Origin of the sequence: Polaribacter staleyi (assembly GCF_038024045.1) — a bacterium.
In the GTDB taxonomy this organism is placed as follows: Bacteria; Bacteroidota; Bacteroidia; order Flavobacteriales; family Flavobacteriaceae; genus Polaribacter; species Polaribacter butkevichii.
The window spans coordinates 3,228,272-3,247,843 of record NZ_CP150665.1 but is presented as its reverse complement, the minus strand read 5'-3'; the positions used below and the strand labels follow the sequence as shown (position 1 = coordinate 3,247,843).

Below are 19,572 nucleotides of genomic sequence, written 5' to 3'. Positions count from 1 at the left end.
ACACTAACATTTTAAACAAATTAAAAAGCCACAATTAAAAGGAAATGATTTCTTTTTAATTGTGGCTTTTTTTTATGGTGACTCCAGCAGGATTCAAACCTGCAACCCTCAGAGCCGAAATCTGATATTCTATTCAGTTGAACTATGGAGCCATAAAAAATATTCTTATCAAAATAAGAATACTTTTATTTTATTACATTAAATTCTTTTTTACTAAAGTAGATATTACTTTCCCATCAGCTTGTCCTGCTAATTCTTTAGAAACAACTCCCATTACTTTCCCCATATCTTTCATGCCAGATGCACCTAATTTTTGAATCGCTGCAATAACAACTTCTTCTATTTTGTCTTCTGATAGGGCCTCAGGTAAAAACTGTTCTAAAACCGCCAATTCTGCTAATTCAGGTGCAGCCAAATCTTCTCGACCCTGTTCTACAAAAATAGCAGCACTATCTTTTCTTTGCTTAACTTGTTTCTGAATAATTTTCAACTCTTGCTCTTCTGTAATATCTGCCTGAACACCTGTTTCTGTTTTTGCTAATAAAAAGGCAGATTTAACCGCTCTTAAAGCTTGTAAAGCAACAGTATCTTTTGCTTTCATTGCTTCTTTCATTTTATCCATTACTTGTTTTTGCAAACTCATTTTATCTTATTTTAAAATTAATTATTTCTTAGTTTTTTTTAGGTATAAAACCTTATTATTATAATCTATAAAAGCTTTTCCTTTGTGTAGAACATCCGCACCAATAATTCCGTGTACTTCTTTAGCATTGTGTTGTGTTAAAGCTGTATTTACATGCGATAAATCAAATAACACCAAATGGCATTTCTTTGTTTTCCAATCACCTATTTTTAAAGAGTTATTGTCAGATTGCTGAGTTTCCATACCCGTTGCTCCTGCTCCAGCAGCTTTTGTTTCACTTTCTTGAGCATCCAAATTAAAATGAGTTATCAAATCTAATCCAACACACGAGTTTGAAGCGCCAGTATCTAAAATAAAACGTCCTTTTACACCATTAATTGTTCCTTTCAATTCTAAATGATTGGTAGCAATTTTCTTTAGCTTTATTTTGATATACTTCCGCTTCTTTAAAATTTTATTGATACTACCCATTTTTATTATTCTTTCGAGTTATCAAAAATACAATTTAAAAATTTTAAGAAGTGCTATCGTTCTAAAATTTCTTTTAGAATCGAATTATAAATAGCAAATTCTTTTAAATTATGATGCGTTCCACCATCAATTTCTACGTATTTATTTCTGCTAGATGTATTTTGTTCTAATAACCTTTTAGATTGCTTAAAACTGGTTGTTTTATCCTTATTACCATGAAATATGGTAACCGGTGAGGTTACCTTAGCAATATCCTTATCAGACTTAAATTTATACTTCAATAAAAATGTTGGTGACCATCTAAATTTAAATTTAGCTGCTTTTTTAAAGTTGTAAAAAGGTGCTTCTAACACTAATTCTTTTGGAGTGTTTTCGGCTGCTATCCTTGTAGCAAAAGTACCACCTAATGAAAAGCCATAAACAACAATATTTTCTTCTTTAAAATCCTTTTTTAAGTGATTGTAAACAGATAAAGCATCACAATACATACTATTCTCATTGTAGTTGCCAGTGCTCTTACCGTAGTTTCTATAATCAAAAACTAAGACTTCATAATTATATTCTAATAAATAAGAAATCCGCTCTCCCCATTTTGTTAAATTCCCTTTATTACCATGGCAAAATAAAACAACACCTTTGGGTTTTGGTAGTTTAAAGTGAAGGGCATTAATGTAGTTATTATTATCAGTATTAATAAAAACTTCATCAAACGTATTTGAAAAATGAAACGAATACTTTTTATCTAAAGAATCATCATTCAGAAATATAAATTTTTCTTGAAAACAGTAAAGTAATAGACCCAGTATAACAAGAAAGCTACTAAAAATTAAAAGGAAAATCAAAAAACTCATTAGCATAAATTCTAATCACGAAATTACTCCTTTTAAAGCAATAAAAAAACCGACACAAAATGTGTCGGTTTAAAATTTATATCTATTTGAAGCTTATCCTCCAAAATCATCAAAACGGATATTTTCGTCAGAAAGACCAAAATCTTCACCCATTTTTTGAACTGCTTTATTCATTAATGGTGGTCCACAGAAATATAATTCTAAATCTTCTGGAGCCTCATGTAAACTTAAATAGTTTTCAATTACACAATTGTGAATAAACCCAACAAAACCATCTCCAGCTTCATCATGAATATCTTTTTTCACTTTCCAGTTATCAGATTCTAATGGATCTGATAATGCAATAAAGAATTTAAAATTAGGGAAATCTTTTTCTAAAGCTCTAAAGTGTTCTATATAGAATAACTCTGCTTTAGAACGTCCACCGTACCAGTAAGATACTTTTCTACCAGTTTTTAAAGTTCTGAATAAATGATATAAATGAGAACGCATTGGTGCCATACCTGCTCCACCACCTACATATAACATTTCTGCATCAGACTCGTTGATAAAGAATTCACCATAAGGACCAGAAATTACACATTTATCACCTTTCTTTAAGTTAAAAATGTAGGAAGATGCTACTCCAGGATTTACATCCATCCATCCACCTTTAGCTCTATCAAAAGGAGGTGTAGCAATACGTACATTTAACATAATTTCTCTACCTTCTGCAGGGTAAGAAGCCATAGAATAAGCTCTTTCTACAGTTTCAGTATTTTTCATTACTAAAGGTCTCAATTTAAATTTGTTCCATTCGGCTTCAAATTTATCTGGAGTTTCATGTTCTTCTGGGTGCGCTGTAATATCCATATCAGCATATTTTACTTCACAAGGAGGAATTTCAATTTGAATATACCCACCTGCTCTATAGCCCATATCTTCTGGAATCTCTACAACAAACTCTTTAATAAATGATGCTACGTTATAATTTCTTACAACCACGGCATCCCATTTCTTAATTCCAAAAACTTCTTCTGGAATGGTAATGTTCATGTCTTGTTTTACTTTTACTTGACATGCTAAACGAATACCTTCTTTTAGTTCTTTCTTTGTAAAGTGAGGTACTTCAGTAGGTAATGCTTCTCCACCACCTTCTAAAACATGACACTCACATTGAATACAAGAACCTCCACCACCACATGCTGATGGTAAAAATATTTTTTCGTTTCCTAATGTTGTTAATAATGAACTACCAGAATTAACTTCAATTTTCTTTTCTCCGTTAATGGTAATCGTTACCGGACCAGAAGGAGATAATTTTTGCTTTACAAATAATAATAATGCTACTAATAACAATGTTATTATTAAAAAAGCTGTTACCGTCGCAATAATGGTTCCTGTTGTACCTGCTGCTAATATCATCTTACTACTTATTTATTTTAGTATTTTCTGCTATAATTTCTTTAGCATCTTCTTTCTTTAAAGGGTCTTTTTTATCAGCTTTAGCTTCTACTTTCGGAGCCTCTTCTGTTTTTTCATCACCCCCAGTTAACATACCTCCAAAACTCATAAAACCAATAGCCATTAAACCAGTAATAATAAAGGTAATTCCTAATCCTCTTAATGCTGGTGGTACGCTAGAGTATCTAATTTTTTCACGAATAGCTGCAATTGCTAAAATAGCTAAAAACCATCCAATACCAGAACCTACTCCGTAAGTTAAAGCCAAGCCTAATGAAGGTATTTCTCTTGATTGCATAAATAAACTTCCTCCTAAAATTGCACAGTTAACAGCAATTAATGGTAAGAAAATACCTAGCGAGTTGTATAATGATGGTGAAAATTTTTCTACAATAATTTCTACCAATTGTACCATCGTTGCAATCGTTGCAATAAACATGATAAATGATAAGAAACTTAAATCTAATGTTTCTGCACCATCAACGCCATATTTAGCATCTAACCAAACTAAAGCACCTTCTTTTAAGATATACTGATCTAATAACCAGTTTAAAGGTACAGTAACTGCTAATACAAAAATTACAGCAGCTCCTAACCCAACGGCAGTAGATACTTTTTTAGATACAGCAAGGTAAGAACACATCCCTAAAAAGGTTGCAAATACCATGTTGTCTATAAATATCGATTTGAAAAATAATTCTATATGTTCCATATTTTTAAGTATTCAGTTTGCAGTTTGCAGTGATCAGTAGTAGCATTAACTGCCAACTGAGTACTGATTTTACTGCTTACTTTTTAGTTCTCTTCAATTAATGATTTATTTCTACTACGTTGAATCCAGATAATAATACCCAAAACAATCAATGCCATTGGTGATAATAACATAAATCCGTTATTTTCATATCCGATAGCATACAATCCTGTTTTTTCTATTGGATCTCCTAAAACTTTAAGACCTAATAAAGTTCCAGAACCTAAAAGTTCTCTAAAGAAACCTACAATGATTAAGATTAAACCATACCCTGCTGCATTACCTATTCCGTCTAAGAAAGATTTCCAAGGTCCGTTTGCCAAAGCAAAAGCTTCAAAACGTCCCATAATAATACAGTTTGTAATAATTAAACCTACAAAAACAGAAAGTGTTTTACTCAGTTCGTATGCAAATGCTTTTAACACTAAATCTACAATAATTACTAAAGCAGCAACTACAACTAGTTGTACAATAATTCTAATTTTAGACGGTATAATGTTACGCATTAAAGAAATTACCACGTTACCAATAGCCAAAACTGCCATTACTGATAATGCCATTACAATAGAAGCTTTTAATTCTGCTGTAATTGCCAATGCAGAACAAATACCTAATACTTGAATAGTAATTGGGTTATTATCTGCTAATGGATCTGTTATTAATGCTGCGTCTTTTTTTGATAAAAGTCCCATAAATTATTTTTTTAAAGTTTTAAAATAAGGTACATAAAGCTTTAAATCAGTTTTAATCATTGCAGATACTCCATTACCTGTAATGGTTGCTCCTGCAATTGCATCTACCTCATTATCTGTCTTATCTTCGTTCTTTGGATCGTTGTTCCCTTTGGCTACAGTAATTCCTGCAAAGCTTTCATTAGCATCTAATAAATGCTCACCAATAAAATCATCCATAAAAAAACGTTGTTTGATGTTTGCTCCTAAACCTGGTGTTTCTCCTTTATGATCAAAATATGCGCCTTGTACAACCATATTTTCATCCATAGAAACATATCCCCAAATGGCATCCCATAAACCTTTACCTCTAATAGGAGCTACGTAAAATGTTTTTCCGTCTTTCTCTCCAATAAAAAGTGGCAAACGTCTTGTTTGTCCTTCTTTTGCTTTAGATTGTTCTTTTTTAACATCAATTAAATACGCTTTGTCATTTTCGGTAATTTTATCACCTTCTATAACTAATTGTTTTTTGATGTATTTAGAAAATTCTGTTTGAGCAACTTTTGTTGAAACAAAGTTTGCACTTGTTTCATCATTATCATTAACACCCATTGCATATAGAATGTTTTGTTGCTTCTCTATCTTTTGGTTGGTGGTAATTGTTGGTTTGGTTAGCGAAAAAACGGTAGCTAACAAAGACCCCACAATTAATACCATTACAATAGCAAAAACTATTGTATATACATTACTATCTGTTCTCTTACTCATAATTAGGCAGTTTTAACTTTAGTACGTTTTAATCTTTTCTTAATGTTTCCTTGAACTACGTAATGATCTATTGTTGGTGCAAAAACATTCATCAATAAAATTGCTAACATTACTCCTTCTGGATATGCAGGATTAAATACACGAATCATAATAGCTAAAAAACCTGCTAAGAAACCGTAAATCCATTTTCCTTTAGTTGTTTGTGCTGCTGTTACAGGATCTGTTGCCATAAATACAGCTCCAAATGCCAAACCACCTATTAATAATTGCTCGTACCATACAGTGTTCATCAATCCGTAAAACTTACTAGATTCTGTAATAATATCTGCCGCTACAACTTGATTAAAGATGAACCCCATTACTGCGGCTCCTAAAAATGTTGAAAGAATAATACGCCAACTTCCTATTTTTGTAAAAATTAAAAAGGCAGCTCCTAAAAGGATTAAAAACGTTGATGTTTCTCCGATAGAACCTGGTATAAACCCAAAGAATTTATCCCAAATAGTATAAACAACTTCGTGGTTTTGAGCGTAAGCTCCTAAAATAGTTTCTCCAGATATTGCATCTGCAGTTCCTGCTTTATTAACCGCATCGTATACCCAAACTTTATCTCCAGACATCCAAGTAGGATATGCAAAGAATAAGAAAGCTCTAATAGTTAATGCAGGGTTTAAGATATTCATCCCAGTTCCTCCAAAAACTTCTTTTCCAATTACTACTCCAAAAATTACAGCAATAGATAACATCCATAATGGTGTATCAATTGGTACAATTAATGGCACTAACATACCTGTTACTAAGTATCCTTCTTCTACTTCATGACCTTTTATAATAGCAAAAATAAATTCTACTCCTAGACCAATTGCATAAGAAACAATTACTAATGGTAATACTTTTATAATTCCAATCCAAAGATTATCCAACGTAAAAAAGTTAGCTAAAACATCCGTTCTTAAAGAACCATCTATAGCTGCATAGTGTTGAAAACCTGCATTAAACATTCCAAAAATCAAACAAGGAATTAAAGCCATAATTACCGTATTCATGGTACGCTTTAAATCGTCTGCTGCTTTTATATGAGTTCCTCCGTGAGTAACATCATTTGGTAAATATAAAAAGGTATGGATTGCGTTAAACGCAGGAGCCATTTTAGTTCCTTTATATTTCTCTTTTAAATTATGTAAATTTTGTTTTAAGCCCATAATCTTATCCTAATTCTTCTCTCATTAAATCTAACCCTTCACGTATAATATTTTGGTGAGGTTGTTTAGATACACAAATAAATTCTGTTAGTGCAAAATCTTCCGGAGCTATTTCATAACCTCCTAAAGCTTCCATTTCATCTAAATCTTTATACATAAATGCTTTTAACAATTGCATTGGATAAATATCTAAAGGAAAAACATCTTCGTAAGAACCTGTAACAACAAATGCTCTATGCTCTCCGTTGGTATTGGTATTTAAATCGTATTTTTTCTTTGGGTTTAACCAAGAAAAAGTTAACGCTCTTGAAGTTGATATTTTATTAAAAACAGGTTTTGTCCAACCAAAGAACTCATAATCGTCTCCTTCTGGGATTGCTGTAATTTGATTATCATAATACCCTAAGAATTCATCTTCTTTTACTTGCTTTCCAGAAAGTACGTTTCCACTAATGATTCTTGTATTATCATTTTCTAAATTTTTAGCAGTTACATCTGCAATTGTAGCACCTGCAATGGCAGTTACGTATTGCGGCTTGCTAAATTTAGAACCTGTTAAAGCTACTGTTCTTGTAGCATTAAATTTACCTGTTAAAAGTAACTCACCAATAATAACTAAATCTTGTGGTGTAATTACCCAAACAACTTCTCCTTTATTAATAGGATCTATTTTTGCAATTTGAGTACTCACATTCCCAGAAGGGTGTGGTCCTGAAACTTTATGCAACTCTACTCCCGTTAATGATGATAAAGGTGAATTAGAATTTGCACCTACAGATACATGAACTTTACCTTCTGTAAGTTTAGAAACCGCTGTAATTGCAGCTTGCAATTCGGCTTCTTTACCTGCTAAAGTATAATCTAAATCTGCTGCTAATGGCGCACTTGCATACCCAGAAACAAAAATAGCTTTTGGCGCTTGGTTTGGATTTGCAACTACATCATACGGACGTTGTTTTACAAATGGCCAACAACCAGAAGCAAACAAATGATTCTTAACTTCTTCTGCAGACATTTTTGCTGCATCCTTGGTTCCGAATTCTTTGTATTCTTGGTTTGAATCTGCTGCAATTTTCATTGCTAACACCTTTCTTCTTGCTCCACGAATTATCTCTACAACTTTACCAGAAACCGGACTTGGAAATAAAATACGTTCGTCACCTTTTGAATAAAAAAGTGCCTCTCCCGCTTTTACTTCTGCTCCTTCTTTGGCAATAAGTTTAGGTATAATTCCATGAAAATCTTCTGGCTTTACTGCATAAATACTACTTAAAGTACTACTTTTAGTTGTTTTTTCTGCACCGCCAACAAGCTTAATATCTAAGCCTTTTTTAATACGAATGTCTCTTGACATAGTAATTTGGAATTGTTAGTTATCTTAAAAAATCAAGCAAATTTAGGCTTTTTGCTATTTATGATGGAAACATTTTAACTTTTATCTTTGTTAAATATTCTTATTTATAACAAATCTAAATAACAAAAATTAAATGAAAACGTTATAGTGATAAGTTTTGGCTTTAATTTTGATAAATAAACGAAATGAACACTATTTTTGTAATATGCATATGAAGTTTCTAAATCTCTTTTTATTCTTTTTCTGCTTAAATTTATTTTCGCAAAATATAAAATCTATTCAGTTAAGACCCTTGCAAGAAAACAACTTCGCTGCAATCGTGCCTTTAGGCACTGTTTTAGAATTATCTTTTGACGATTTAGAGGCAGATAGCAAAGATTATCAATACAAAATAGAACACATGACGCATGATTGGCAATCTAGCAGATTATCATCAAGCCAATACATAGATGGTTTTGATCAAAACACCATCATAGATGTTACCAATTCATTTAACACCTTACAAAGTTACTCTCATTACACGGTTCAAATACCTAATATAAACACGGTAATTACCAAAAGCGGAAATTATCTTTTATCCGTTTTAAACAGTTATGACGAGCTTATTTTTACAAGACGTTTTGTGTTATATGAAAACGCAACCACAGTTGGTGTATCTGTAGAAAGAAGCAGAAATACAAAAACATTAAACACACAACAAACGGTTCAATTTTCGGTAAATCACCCTAACATTACCATTAATAACCCTAGTCAAGAAATAAATGTTGTCATCTTAAAAAACAACAATTGGAACGAAAAAATAACCAACATACAACCTACCTTCTTTAAACCGAATCAATTATTATACACTTATACAAACAAAACCAACTTTTGGGGCGGAAATGAATATTTTTATTTTGACAATAAATTTATTAGAAACAGTAGTTTAAATGTTGTAAAAGTGGTTAAAGAAGACATTTATCATCATTATTTATATCCCTTTACCTACAATCAAAACAGAGAATATAAATACAACCCAGACATTAACGGTCAATTTGTTGTTAGAACACTAGAGGCCGACGATTCTAAAACAGAAGCCGATTATGCCCTAATGCACTTTTCTATTTTGGTTGATGAACCTTTTACTGATAAAGATCTTTTTGTTTACGGTGCTTTTAACGACTTTTCGATTACACAAGAAAACAAAATGCAGTACCATCCTAAAGAAAAAATGTATACCGGAGAAATTCTTTTAAAACAAGGTTTTTACAATTATACATTTGCTACTTTAGACACCAATGATCATTTAAATACCAATGATGTAAATGGTACTTTTTATCAGACTGAAAATGAATACACCGTAATTATTTATTACAAACCATTTGGTAGTTTTTATGAACGCGTAATTGGTATTGGCAGCGGATATTTTAATCAGAATGATTAAAAAACATTCTAATTAGCTATAAAATTAACAATACACTTCTATTATGCAATCATTTAAAAAGAGAATTACTTTTAAGGTTTTAATAGGATACATAATACTGGGGCTTTTAGCTACAATTTCTGGGTTTTTAATACTTTCTGAAGTAAAAACTTTTACGCAATTACAAAAGCAAGATATCTCTGACAGAAATATAATTATTAAAACAGGAACTTTAATTGCAGACATCTATAAAAACGAAAGTTTAGCCAGAGCAGCATTACAGTTTAACTCTAGAACTAAGTTTAATGAATACCTTGATGAAAATAAAAAATTAGTATCAAAAATAGATTCGTTAAGTCTTATTGTTGCTAATAATCCGCAAGAATTTATTTTAGATAGTATAAAATTAATTATTGATAAAAAACTAAAAAACATTATTGGTTTAAAAAACTTAAACCAAAATTACGATTCTGATGAATCTATTAACAAAGCCATTAATAAATTAAGTTCTATAGACTCTCTTTTAGGTAAAATTACCATAAATGAATTTATTAAAAACCCTTTATTTTTTGGTAATGGAACGCGCTCTAAATTAGAAAACTTTGCGATTGCACTTAATGAATATGTTCCGAAAGATTCTATTAACAATATTGAGCAAGAAAAAATAGACTCGCTTGTAACCGTTTCTAGAAAAATATTAAAACAAGCTCAAAACAAAACAAATAAGCATCGTAAATATCTAAAAAGAAAACAAAATGAGCTTATTAAAAACGATTTAACAATTTCTAGAAAACTACAAGAACTTTTAGGAAACCTAGAAAAGGATATTATTCTCTACACTAACAACATGAATATACAGAGAGAAGAAACCCTAAATCATAGTAGAACTATTATTTTGTTTGCAGCAGGTATTAGTTTTATTATCATTATTATTTTTTCTATTATTATTTTAGGTGATTTTTGGAAAACGCAACGATATCGTATCCAGTTAGAAAAAGCCAACACCACAACAAAATCGCTTTTAAAAAGTAGAGAACAACTTATTTCTATGGTTAGCCATGATTTAAGAACACCACTAAGCACCATTACTGGATTTAGTGAACTGCTTCAAAAATCTACACAAAACACAAAAGATAAAAACTATATAGATCATATTCGCAGTGCATCTAGCTACATGGGACAATTAGTAGATGATCTATTAGAATTTTCGAAATTAGAAAACGGAGATATCTCTATTAAAGCGATTCCTTTTAACTTAGAAAATCATGTTGATGAAATTATTCAGAATGCAAAAAGTAGTATTCAAGATAAACCCATCGATTTTGTAATTAAGCAAGACGATTCTGTTAACAACCTTCTTATTAGCGACCCGTTTCGAATAAAACAAATTTTATCGAATTTAATTATAAACGCTTGTAAATTTACAAACGAAGGAACAATAACCATTGAAAGTTTTATTAAGAAAAACGGAGATAAAAATAGCTTAGAAGTTTTAGTAAGCGATACTGGAATTGGTATTAGTAAAGATCAAAAAGCTACAATTTTTAAAGCTTTTAATCAAGTTGATAACACAAATGATCATACCATAAAAGGATTTGGATTGGGCTTAACCATCTCTAAAAAACTGGCAGAACTACTAGGCGGAAGCTTAACCTTAAAAAGTGAATTAAACCTAGGTAGTACTTTTACTTTAAAAATACCGATAAAATTATCAAAAAAACCAATTATTAAACTTGATAAAACAAAAACCACAACTAGCGTTTTTAACTTAACTGCTGTGGTTGTTGAAGATGATTCTTCTATGCAACAATTACTAAGCGATTTTTTACACCAATTTCATATTAAAACACATACGTTTGATAATGCACAAAATGCCATTGAGGCAATTGATAAAATTCCGTACGATTTTGTTTTAACCGACATTCAACTCCCAAAAATGAATGGCATCCATTTTATGGAAATTCTTAAAAAGAATAAATCTTACAAAAACCAACCTATTATTGCCATGACTGGGCGTGCAAATATTTCTAAAGAAGAGTATCTAAAAATTGGCTTTTCTGAAGTATTGATAAAACCATTTGACTCACACAAGCTTCAATCTGTTTTAAAGCAATTTTTTAAAGCTAGTTCTAAAGAAATCAATATAAAACCAACTCCTATAAAAGAGAAAAAAACTGTAGATTTTAGTACTGAATCTATGAGCATTTTTTTGAATAATGACACAATTGCAATAAACAAAACACTACAAATTTTCTTAGCAGATACGGAGAATAATTATGAGGTTCTAAAAAAAGCAAAGCAGCAAAAGGACATTCATTTACTAAATGAGGTAAGCCATAAAATGCTGAGTATGTTTAAACAATTAGAGGTAAAATCGATTATCCCTTACTTAGAAACATTTGAAACCACTAAAACTATTGACAACAAGTCTTTTATAGATTTTGAAGAGCTTTTAAAAAACTTTATAAACTCTTTAAAAAACTACCTTAACTAAGGTTGTATTCTTTTAGTTTATTATAAAGTGTTTTTCTAGTAATGTTTAATAATTTTGCGGCCTGTGTTTTATTGTTACCCACTTCTTCTAGGGCACTTATTATCAATGCTTTTTCATTTTCTTTGGTAGAAAATTTGTTTAAAGAACTCTTACTTTCTTTAACCTTTGTTAGCTCTATTGGTAAAACCTCAACATCAATAATTTCAGATTTTGTTAACAAAGTAGCTCTTTTTATTACATTAGATAGTTCTCTTAAATTACCTGGCCATTGATAATTTTGAAAAATAGTTAATACATCTTTAGAAAAACCAATCACCGATTTATTTAACTGCTGGTTTGCCTTATTTAAAAAGAAATCTGCATATAAAATTAAATCATCTTTTCGGTCTTTTAAATTAGGTACTTTAATAGAAAACTCATTTAATCGATGGTATAAATCTTCTCTAAAATCTCCTTTTTCAACAGCCGCAAGCAAATCTTCATTTGTTGCCGTTATTAAACGGATATCAACCTTAATTTCTTTGCTACTTCCAATTGGTTTAATTTTTCGCTCTTGCAAAGCACGTAACAATTGTATTTGGTTTTCGTAAGTTAAATTACCTACTTCATCTAAAAAAAGTGTTCCGCCATTGGCAGATTCAAAATGACCTATTTTATCTTCATTTGCTCCTGTAAAAGATCCTTTTTTATGACCAAAAAACTCACTAGAAGCTATTTCTCTAGGTATTGCACCACAATCTACAGCTATAAATGGCTTATTATGTCTAGGACTTTTTAAATGAATTGTTTTTGCTACAACTTCTTTTCCGGTACCACTTTCTCCTGTTATAAGAACAGACATGTTAATGGGAGCAACTAATAAAATATATTCGTCAAGTGTTTTTGAAGAACTACTAATCCCTTTTACAAAATCGGTAGAGAGCTTAGTACTTTCTTTTTTTTCTTGAACCGGAACAACACTTGTTGTCTTTTCTTCTAAGGCATTGCTAATAACTTCTAAGACCTCACTTGGATTAAAAGGTTTAGAAATATAATCGAAAGCCCCTTGTTTCATGGCCTGTACAGCGGTAGACACCTCTGCATAACTTGTCATTAAAACAACAGGAACAGCATGTTTACTTTTTTTAATTTGCTTTAACAACGCAATTCCATCACCATCTGGAAGACGTAAATCTGTAAAAATTAAGTCGTAATTTTTCTTTTCTAATTGTTGTAAAGCATTTTTTATGTTGTAGCTCACATCAACAACATATTGATGTCGAACAAGAAATTGTTTCAACATTTCAGAAAATGCTACATCATCTTCAACTAATAAAATCCCTTTCATAAAGCTTACACATTTCTTACAAAAATATCAAGATAAATTGATTGTTATCAAAAAAAAGACATTTTAATTAAAAAATGTCTTTCCTTTTGAAAAATTGAGGCCCAAAATACTTAGATCTAAAACTACTCTACTCTTCTACACTTACTTCTTCTTCTTTTAACCATTTCCCCACTTTATCCGCATAAACAACACTTTCTGCCTCATCAACAGTCAATTCTATTTTGTATTGTTCACTTCCGTTTACATATACTTTAGTAACCGTCGCTGTTTTAAAATCTTTTAGAATTGCATTAACAACCGCTTCTGGTAATTCCTTAATAGAAATTTCTTTAAAGCCATCATTCATTATTACGTTAATGATTGGATTAGAATTGTTGTTCATATTCTCGTTTGCAAAAGCAGAAACTGAAACCCCAGTTGATAAGATTGCTACCGCTACTGTTAAAATTAATTTTCTCATAATTTTTTAAGTTTTAATATTAATTATTATTTACGACTTGGTATTTTCTGAATATTGAAATTAAAAATGCTTACATCTAAAAATTACTCAATCATATTTACTTCTTCCTCTTTTAACCATTTCCCCTCTTTATCTGCATAAACAACACTTTCTGTTTCATCAACTGTCAATTCTATTTTGTATTGCTCACTTCCGTTTACATATACTTTAGCTATTGTTGCTGTTTTAAAATCTTTTAAAATTGCATTAGAAACCGCTTCTGGCAATTCTTTTACTGTAATTTCTTTAAATCCATCATTAGTTACTACGGTAATAATTGGATTAGAATTGTTGTTTTCGTTTGCAAAAGCAGACATTGAAACTCCACCTGTTAAAATTGTTACTGCTACTGTTAAAATTAATTTTCTCATAGTTATTTAAGTTTTAATATTAATTATTATTTACGATTAGGTATATAGAAATAAATATGCCACAGAAAACCAACAATTCAAAAAACAACACAAACAACTAACTACCAGGTTATTAAATAATTTTTAATTTTACAACACCATACATCATCCGTATAAAACATGTGTAAATAACAAGTATATCGAGTAAATTTTACCCAACACTTAAAAAATAAGCTACTTTGTAAGTATAAAGAGATAATACCAATTAAAAGAGCATCAGAAAAAATAGAATAAGTATTTATAAACACAATCCAATAAGACACAACCTTATACCTTTTTATTTAAAGAAAAAAAACTATTTTTAGAAAAGTACATTTTAAATAGAAATGAGATAAAAAATCATTTGTCATTTATACATAAAAAAACTACATTTACTTTCAATGACAAACCAAATTACAAAAGGAATAAAAATTTCTGTTAGCACTAAATATAAAGGTACTAATTACAGAAATAATAGGCTGCACCACATTTTTGGGTATGTAATTACTATTGAAAATAAATCTACCGAAACCGTAAAGTTAACAGATCGATTTTGGACCATTTTTGACACACTTTATAATACAGAAATTGTAAGCGGAGAAGGAGTTGTAGGACAAACACCTACCTTAAAACCAAACGATACCTACACCTATAGTTCTGGTTGTTTCTTAGAATCTAATATGGGTGCAATGAAAGGTTTTTACACCATGATAAATTTAGATACTTTTGAACAATTCAAGGTAATAATACCCACTTTTCAACTAACAACATTAGCAACATTAAACTAACAAACACAAAAAAAGAAATTCAATTAAAAGATCCTGCATGTTTAAATTGTGGGCACCCTTTTAGCGGGCAAGAAAAATTTTGTCCAGATTGTGGGCAAGAAAATAAAGGCCACAGAATTACTTTTGCTAACTTTATGCACTATGTTTTTAATGGTTTATTTAATTTTGACGCTAAGTTTTGGACAACAATAATCCCTTTATTAATTAAACCCGGAGAAGTTTCTAAAAACTATATTGCAGGGAAAAGACAACGCTATTCTAATCCTTTTCAATTTTACTTAACAGTTTCCTTAATATTCTTTTTAATTATTGGTTCTACAAAGAGTTATAATGATTTTAATAATTTTAGAGAAGGAAAAAAATCAAGTAACAACAACTTTTTACCAGGTATTCATATCAATTTAGAAAAGGAGAAAGATTCTATAAATAATTCAAAAGAAGTAGACTCTTTACTAACTACACTTAAAGATAGTATTACAAAAAAGCCATTTCTTAAAGTTGCAGGAAAAGAGATAAAAATTATTAAAATGCTAAATTTCCATAAAAAAAACCCTCAGGTTTATGTGGATGATGCTTTAGATAGTTTAGCCATCAATAAAAGTTTTTCAAATAGATTCTGGTATTCTAGAACTAGAATAATAAACACTATTCTAACAGATAGTTCGGTTGCTAAAAAATTAAATAAGCAATTACTTTCTTATTCTTCAATTGCACTATTTATATTACTACCTTTATTTACACTGTTTTTACGTTTCATTTACATCCGAAGAAAATTTACATATGTAGAACATTTAATCTTTGTTTTTCATACACAAACTTTTTTCTTCTTACTGTTTTCTATTTTCTACCTCATAAACTTTTTTAAAGAAACAGTAAATTACATGTCCTTTTTTGCATTAGTATTTTTATTGTACCTGTATCTTGCTATGAAAAATTTTTATGGGCAAGGATATTTTAAAACACTTATAAAGTACATCTTTGCAAATATTCTATTTGTTATTTTTACTTCTTTAGGCGCCCTTTTTATATCATTTATTGCTTTTGCATTATTTTAGAGGCATTTACAAAATCTAAATAATCCATTTTAACTTCTAAAGACCTCTTTTCTACAGATGTAACACTTACTGTTTCTACAAACTCACGCTTCATTTTTGGTGCTATTTCTACGTTTCCTAAGTCTTCATTTTGATGAAATGCAACTATTTTAGCTTGATGAAACTCTTTATTTTCTGACAACCAATCTGCAAACCATTGCCTCCTCATTTCTTTTACTTCTTCTGTATACAAGGTAGATGAAGACCAAATCTTTGGTTCTTGAGGTAATTTATTAAAATGCTTTAGTTCTCCATCCCAAACCAACTCATAAGTTTCTAATTGATTTTTCCAATCTACCAGAATCAAAGTAAAAGGTTCTATCTCTGTAAAATCAAAATTATTGATATAAGAAACAGCATCATCTACAGATAAAATGTTTTTTACAATAATTCCTCTACTCATTTTATAAGAATTCTTTCTTACATGTTTTTTAAAACCACCGTTTAAAAGGCAAACCAATCGTTTTTTTTCACTCAAACCAATCCAAGTTCCTCCAGCCAATACATCTTTCGGATACGTTAACGCAACGCCATTTTCTATGTATTTCTGAGGAGAAATTGTATCCCTCAAAGGAGTTTCGTCTCTATTAGAGGTTAAAATAAAATCATTATTTCCTAAAGGAAGGTAACTTACAGTACACATATATCTTTTAACTATTTATGAAAAACTTTGAGTTTTGATCACATCTTTAAACTTTCCTTAACAAAAGACATCAAAAATCGGTTAAATTTATTGAAACAAAAATTGTAACTTTGAAACTCAAAATTAGTCGATTAAATTTAAAAAAACATACAAAATGGCAAGAGGATTTTTTAACGTTCCTAAAGCAGTAAACGAACCTGTAAAAGGATACGCTCCAGGTTCTGCAGAAAGAGAAGAATTATTAGCTACTTATAAAGCAATGTTTAACAGCAATATTGATGTGCCAATGCATATTAATGGTGAAGAAGTTAGAACAGGAAACACAAAAAACATTACACCTCCTCATGATCACAAACATGTTGTGGGGCAATATCACACTGCAGATAAAACACATGTTGATACTGCAATTTCTACAGCTTTGGCAGCTAGAGAAGCTTGGTCTAATGTTTCTTGGACAGAGCGTGCAACTATTTTCTTAAAAGCCGCTGAATTATTAGCAGGACCTTATAGAGCTAAAATGAATGCTGCAACCATGATTGCACAATCTAAAAACGTATATCAGGCAGAGATTGACGCTGCTTGTGAAATGATAGATTTTTTCCGTTTTAACGTAGAGTATATGACGGATATCTTTAAAGATCAACCTGCATCTGCACCAGGAATATGGAACCGAGTTGAGTATAGACCATTAGAAGGGTTTGTATATGCAATTACGCCATTTAACTTTACTTCTATTGCTGCAAACTTACCTGCTGCCGCTGCTTTAATGGGAAATGTTGTTGTTTGGAAACCTTCTGATCATCAAGCATATTCTGCACAAGTAATTGTAGATTTATTTAAAGAAGCTGGTTTGCCAGATGGTGTTATCAATGTAGTGTACGGTGACCCTGTAATGATTACAGATACTGTTTTAGCGTCTCCAGACTTTTCTGGACTACACTTTACAGGTTCTACTCATGTTTTCAAAAACTTATGGAAACAAATAGGAAACAACATACATACTTACAAAACATATCCAAGAATTGTTGGTGAAACAGGAGGAAAAGATTTTATTTGGGCGCACAGCACTTCAAACCCTTTACAAATTGCAACTGCAATAACTAGAGGTGCTTTTGAGTATCAAGGTCAAAAATGTTCTGCTGCTTCTAGAGCATACATTCCTGCATCATTATGGGAAGAAGTAAAAAAACATGTAATTGCACAAACAAACGAAATTAAAATGGGCTCTCCAGAAGATCCTTCTAACTTTGTAAATGCAGTTATTCACGAAGGTTCTTTTGATAAAATAGCTAGTTATATAGACGCTGCAAAAGCAGATAAAGATGCAGAAATTATTGTTGGTGGAAACCACGATAAATCTGTAGGTTATTTTATTGAACCTACTGTAATTTTAGCAAAAACACCAACTTATACAACAATGACCACTGAGTTATTTGGCCCAGTAATGACTATTTTTGTATACGAAGATGCAGCATGGGAAGCTTCTTTAAAACTAGTTGATGAATCTACAGAATACGCCTTAACAGGAGCTATTTTTTCTACAGATAGATATGTTGTAGAAAAAGCTTCTAAAGCTTTAGAAAATGCCGCTGGTAACTTCTATATTAATGACAAACCAACAGGAGCTGTTGTTGGACAACAACCATTTGGAGGAGCAAGAGCTTCTGGTACTAATGACAAAGCAGGTTCTGCACAAAACTTGTTACGTTGGACATCTGTTAGATTGATTAAAGAAACATTTGTAACGCCTACCGATTATAAATATCCTTTTTTAGGATAATCTTAAATTAAATATTTAGAGGTCAGTATTTAAATTCATATCTTAGAAGTCAATAAATATAGTAATTAAATGAATATTTTTAAGGGACAAAACCTTCTAGAGTTTGCTGACCGTTTTAAGACTGACCTAGATTGTAAGAAATATCTAGCAGATATTAAATGGAAAGATGGTTTTCAATGTGTAAAATGTAGCCATAAAAAAGCTCAGATAAGAAAAGATTTCTCACGTACTTGTAATATTTGTTCTCATCAAGAATCAGCAACATCAAACACACTTTTTCACAAAGTAAAATTTGGTATTAGAAAGGCATTTTTTATTGTTTTTGAAATGAGTACAAGCACTAAAAGTCTTTCAGCAAGCTATGTTTCAGTTCGTTTTAGTGTTACTGAAAAGACAGCTCGTTTATTTATGCTTAAAATTAGAGAAGCTATGGAAAGCAGTGGGAATAATCCCATGACAGGTACTGTTCATGTTGATGAATTTGTACTTGGCGGACGCGAAAAAGAGAAAGTTGGCAGAAGTTATAACGTAAAGAAAAAGAAGGCCATTACTGCTGTTGAGTTAACTGATGATGGAAAAGTAAAAAGAATGTATGCTATGAGAATCGAAGATTTTTCAGCAAGTTCGCTTCAATATATTTTTGTGAATCATATTAGCAGAGATGCTAAAGTGATAACCGATAAATGGAGAGGTTACAGACCAATTGCAAAAGTTTATGATATTACACAGATTGAAAGTAATAATGGTATGAATTTTAAAGCTCTTCACACTATGATTCATCAAGTAAAATCATGGATAAGAACAACGTATTCTTGGGTAAGTAATTCTAATATAAATAGATATTTTAATGAATTTTGTTTTAGAATTAACCGTTCACAAAGCAAAGCAACAATATTCAATAATCTTATAACTAAAATGGTCAAAAAAGAAAAAGTTAGCCACAAACAAATTATATGTAGCTAACTACTGACCTCTATAAATATTTTATTTTAAAAAAGC

Annotated in this window: 19 protein-coding genes and 1 tRNA gene; 6 read left to right on the top strand and 14 right to left on the bottom strand. The window is 30.7% G+C overall.

Translation table 11 applies throughout. From position 1 onward, the window contains the following. Nucleotides 1-75: 75 nt before the first annotated feature. From WHD07_RS13640 to WHD07_RS13595, 10 genes are all read right to left on the bottom strand, one after another. Nucleotides 76-152 (bottom strand) — tRNA-Arg (locus tag WHD07_RS13640). 41 nt (nt 153-193) lie between these two features. Beyond that, on the bottom strand, nt 194-643 hold the full coding sequence (locus tag WHD07_RS13635) for a GatB/YqeY domain-containing protein (RefSeq protein WP_105047455.1): 450 nt from the start codon (nt 641-643) through the stop codon (nt 194-196). A 21-nt stretch (nt 644-664) separates the two neighbouring features. Then, nucleotides 665-1,114, bottom strand: a complete 450-nt coding sequence (locus WHD07_RS13630; RefSeq protein ID WP_343328847.1) for a retropepsin-like aspartic protease — start codon at nt 1,112-1,114, stop codon at nt 665-667. A 53-nt stretch (nt 1,115-1,167) separates the two neighbouring features. Continuing rightward, nucleotides 1,168-1,965 carry an alpha/beta hydrolase gene (locus tag WHD07_RS13625; protein ID WP_343328846.1) on the bottom strand — a complete coding sequence of 266 codons (798 nt, stop codon included), beginning with the start codon at nt 1,963-1,965 and terminating at the stop codon, nt 1,168-1,170. Between the two features lie 93 nt (nt 1,966-2,058). Then, on the bottom strand, nt 2,059-3,369 hold the full coding sequence (nqrF, locus tag WHD07_RS13620) for an NADH:ubiquinone reductase (Na(+)-transporting) subunit F (protein WP_105047449.1): 1,311 nt from the start codon (nt 3,367-3,369) through the stop codon (nt 2,059-2,061). Nucleotides 3,370-3,373: 4 nt separating this feature from the next. Further along, entirely contained in the window at nt 3,374-4,120 is a 747-nt protein-coding gene (gene nqrE, locus WHD07_RS13615; RefSeq protein WP_105047448.1) for an NADH:ubiquinone reductase (Na(+)-transporting) subunit E, read from the bottom strand. Nucleotides 4,121-4,203: 83 nt separating this feature from the next. Further along, complete coding sequence (locus WHD07_RS13610) at nt 4,204-4,851, bottom strand: NADH:ubiquinone reductase (Na(+)-transporting) subunit D (protein ID WP_105047447.1); 648 nt, start codon at nt 4,849-4,851, stop codon at nt 4,204-4,206. A 3-nt stretch (nt 4,852-4,854) separates the two neighbouring features. Then, on the bottom strand, nt 4,855-5,601 hold the full coding sequence (locus WHD07_RS13605) for a Na(+)-translocating NADH-quinone reductase subunit C (protein WP_105047446.1): 747 nt from the start codon (nt 5,599-5,601) through the stop codon (nt 4,855-4,857). 2 nt (nt 5,602-5,603) lie between these two features. Further along, the gene (locus WHD07_RS13600; protein WP_105047445.1) at nt 5,604-6,803 is read right to left on the bottom strand and encodes an NADH:ubiquinone reductase (Na(+)-transporting) subunit B; all 1,200 of its coding nucleotides are present in this window, start codon (nt 6,801-6,803) and stop codon (nt 5,604-5,606) included. Between the two features lie 4 nt (nt 6,804-6,807). Then, on the bottom strand, nt 6,808-8,157 hold the full coding sequence (locus tag WHD07_RS13595; protein WP_343328845.1) for a Na(+)-translocating NADH-quinone reductase subunit A: 1,350 nt from the start codon (nt 8,155-8,157) through the stop codon (nt 6,808-6,810). Between the two features lie 211 nt (nt 8,158-8,368). Here WHD07_RS13595 and WHD07_RS13590 point away from each other — a divergent pair, with 211 nt between their 5' ends. Both WHD07_RS13590 and WHD07_RS13585 read left to right on the top strand, forming a co-directional pair. Continuing rightward, nucleotides 8,369-9,580: a DUF5103 domain-containing protein gene (locus WHD07_RS13590; RefSeq protein ID WP_343328844.1), complete on the top strand. Its 1,212-nt coding sequence runs from the start codon at nt 8,369-8,371 to the stop codon at nt 9,578-9,580. Nucleotides 9,581-9,623: 43 nt separating this feature from the next. Continuing rightward, a complete protein-coding gene (locus tag WHD07_RS13585) occupies nt 9,624-12,053 on the top strand; it encodes an ATP-binding protein (RefSeq protein WP_343328843.1) in 2,430 nt (809 codons plus the stop codon). Here WHD07_RS13585 and WHD07_RS13580 read toward each other — a convergent pair. The 3 genes from WHD07_RS13580 to WHD07_RS13570 all read right to left on the bottom strand — a co-directional run bounded on the left by WHD07_RS13580 (nt 12,046) and on the right by WHD07_RS13570 (nt 14,250). After that, nucleotides 12,046-13,380, bottom strand: a complete 1,335-nt coding sequence (locus tag WHD07_RS13580; RefSeq protein ID WP_343328842.1) for a sigma-54 dependent transcriptional regulator — start codon at nt 13,378-13,380, stop codon at nt 12,046-12,048. The genes WHD07_RS13585 and WHD07_RS13580 overlap by 8 nt on opposite strands. Before the next feature lie 127 nt (nt 13,381-13,507). Next, on the bottom strand, nt 13,508-13,840 hold the full coding sequence (locus tag WHD07_RS13575; RefSeq protein WP_343328841.1) for a hypothetical protein: 333 nt from the start codon (nt 13,838-13,840) through the stop codon (nt 13,508-13,510). A gap of 83 nt (nt 13,841-13,923) precedes the next feature. Continuing rightward, entirely contained in the window at nt 13,924-14,250 is a 327-nt protein-coding gene (locus WHD07_RS13570; protein ID WP_343328840.1) for a hypothetical protein, read from the bottom strand. A gap of 419 nt (nt 14,251-14,669) precedes the next feature. On the opposite strand from WHD07_RS13570, the gene apaG reads away from it, so the two are divergent. Together apaG and WHD07_RS13560 are read left to right on the top strand one after the other, a co-directional pair. After that, the gene (gene apaG / locus WHD07_RS13565) at nt 14,670-15,056 is read left to right on the top strand and encodes a Co2+/Mg2+ efflux protein ApaG (RefSeq protein ID WP_343328839.1); all 387 of its coding nucleotides are present in this window, start codon (nt 14,670-14,672) and stop codon (nt 15,054-15,056) included. 134 nt (nt 15,057-15,190) lie between these two features. Then, the gene (locus WHD07_RS13560) at nt 15,191-16,111 is read left to right on the top strand and encodes a DUF3667 domain-containing protein (protein WP_343328838.1); all 921 of its coding nucleotides are present in this window, start codon (nt 15,191-15,193) and stop codon (nt 16,109-16,111) included. Here WHD07_RS13560 and WHD07_RS13555 read toward each other — a convergent pair. Then, a complete protein-coding gene (locus WHD07_RS13555; RefSeq protein WP_343328837.1) occupies nt 16,089-16,793 on the bottom strand; it encodes an NRDE family protein in 705 nt (234 codons plus the stop codon). The two genes, WHD07_RS13560 and WHD07_RS13555, sit on opposite strands and share 23 nt — an antisense overlap. A 154-nt stretch (nt 16,794-16,947) precedes the next feature. Here WHD07_RS13555 and pruA point away from each other — a divergent pair, with 154 nt between their 5' ends. Then, on the top strand, nt 16,948-18,573 hold the full coding sequence (gene pruA / locus WHD07_RS13550; protein ID WP_343328836.1) for an L-glutamate gamma-semialdehyde dehydrogenase: 1,626 nt from the start codon (nt 16,948-16,950) through the stop codon (nt 18,571-18,573). A gap of 69 nt (nt 18,574-18,642) precedes the next feature. Continuing rightward, on the top strand, nt 18,643-19,536 hold the full coding sequence (locus WHD07_RS13545) for an IS1595 family transposase (RefSeq protein WP_343328482.1): 894 nt from the start codon (nt 18,643-18,645) through the stop codon (nt 19,534-19,536). Nucleotides 19,537-19,572: the final 36 nt, after the last annotated feature.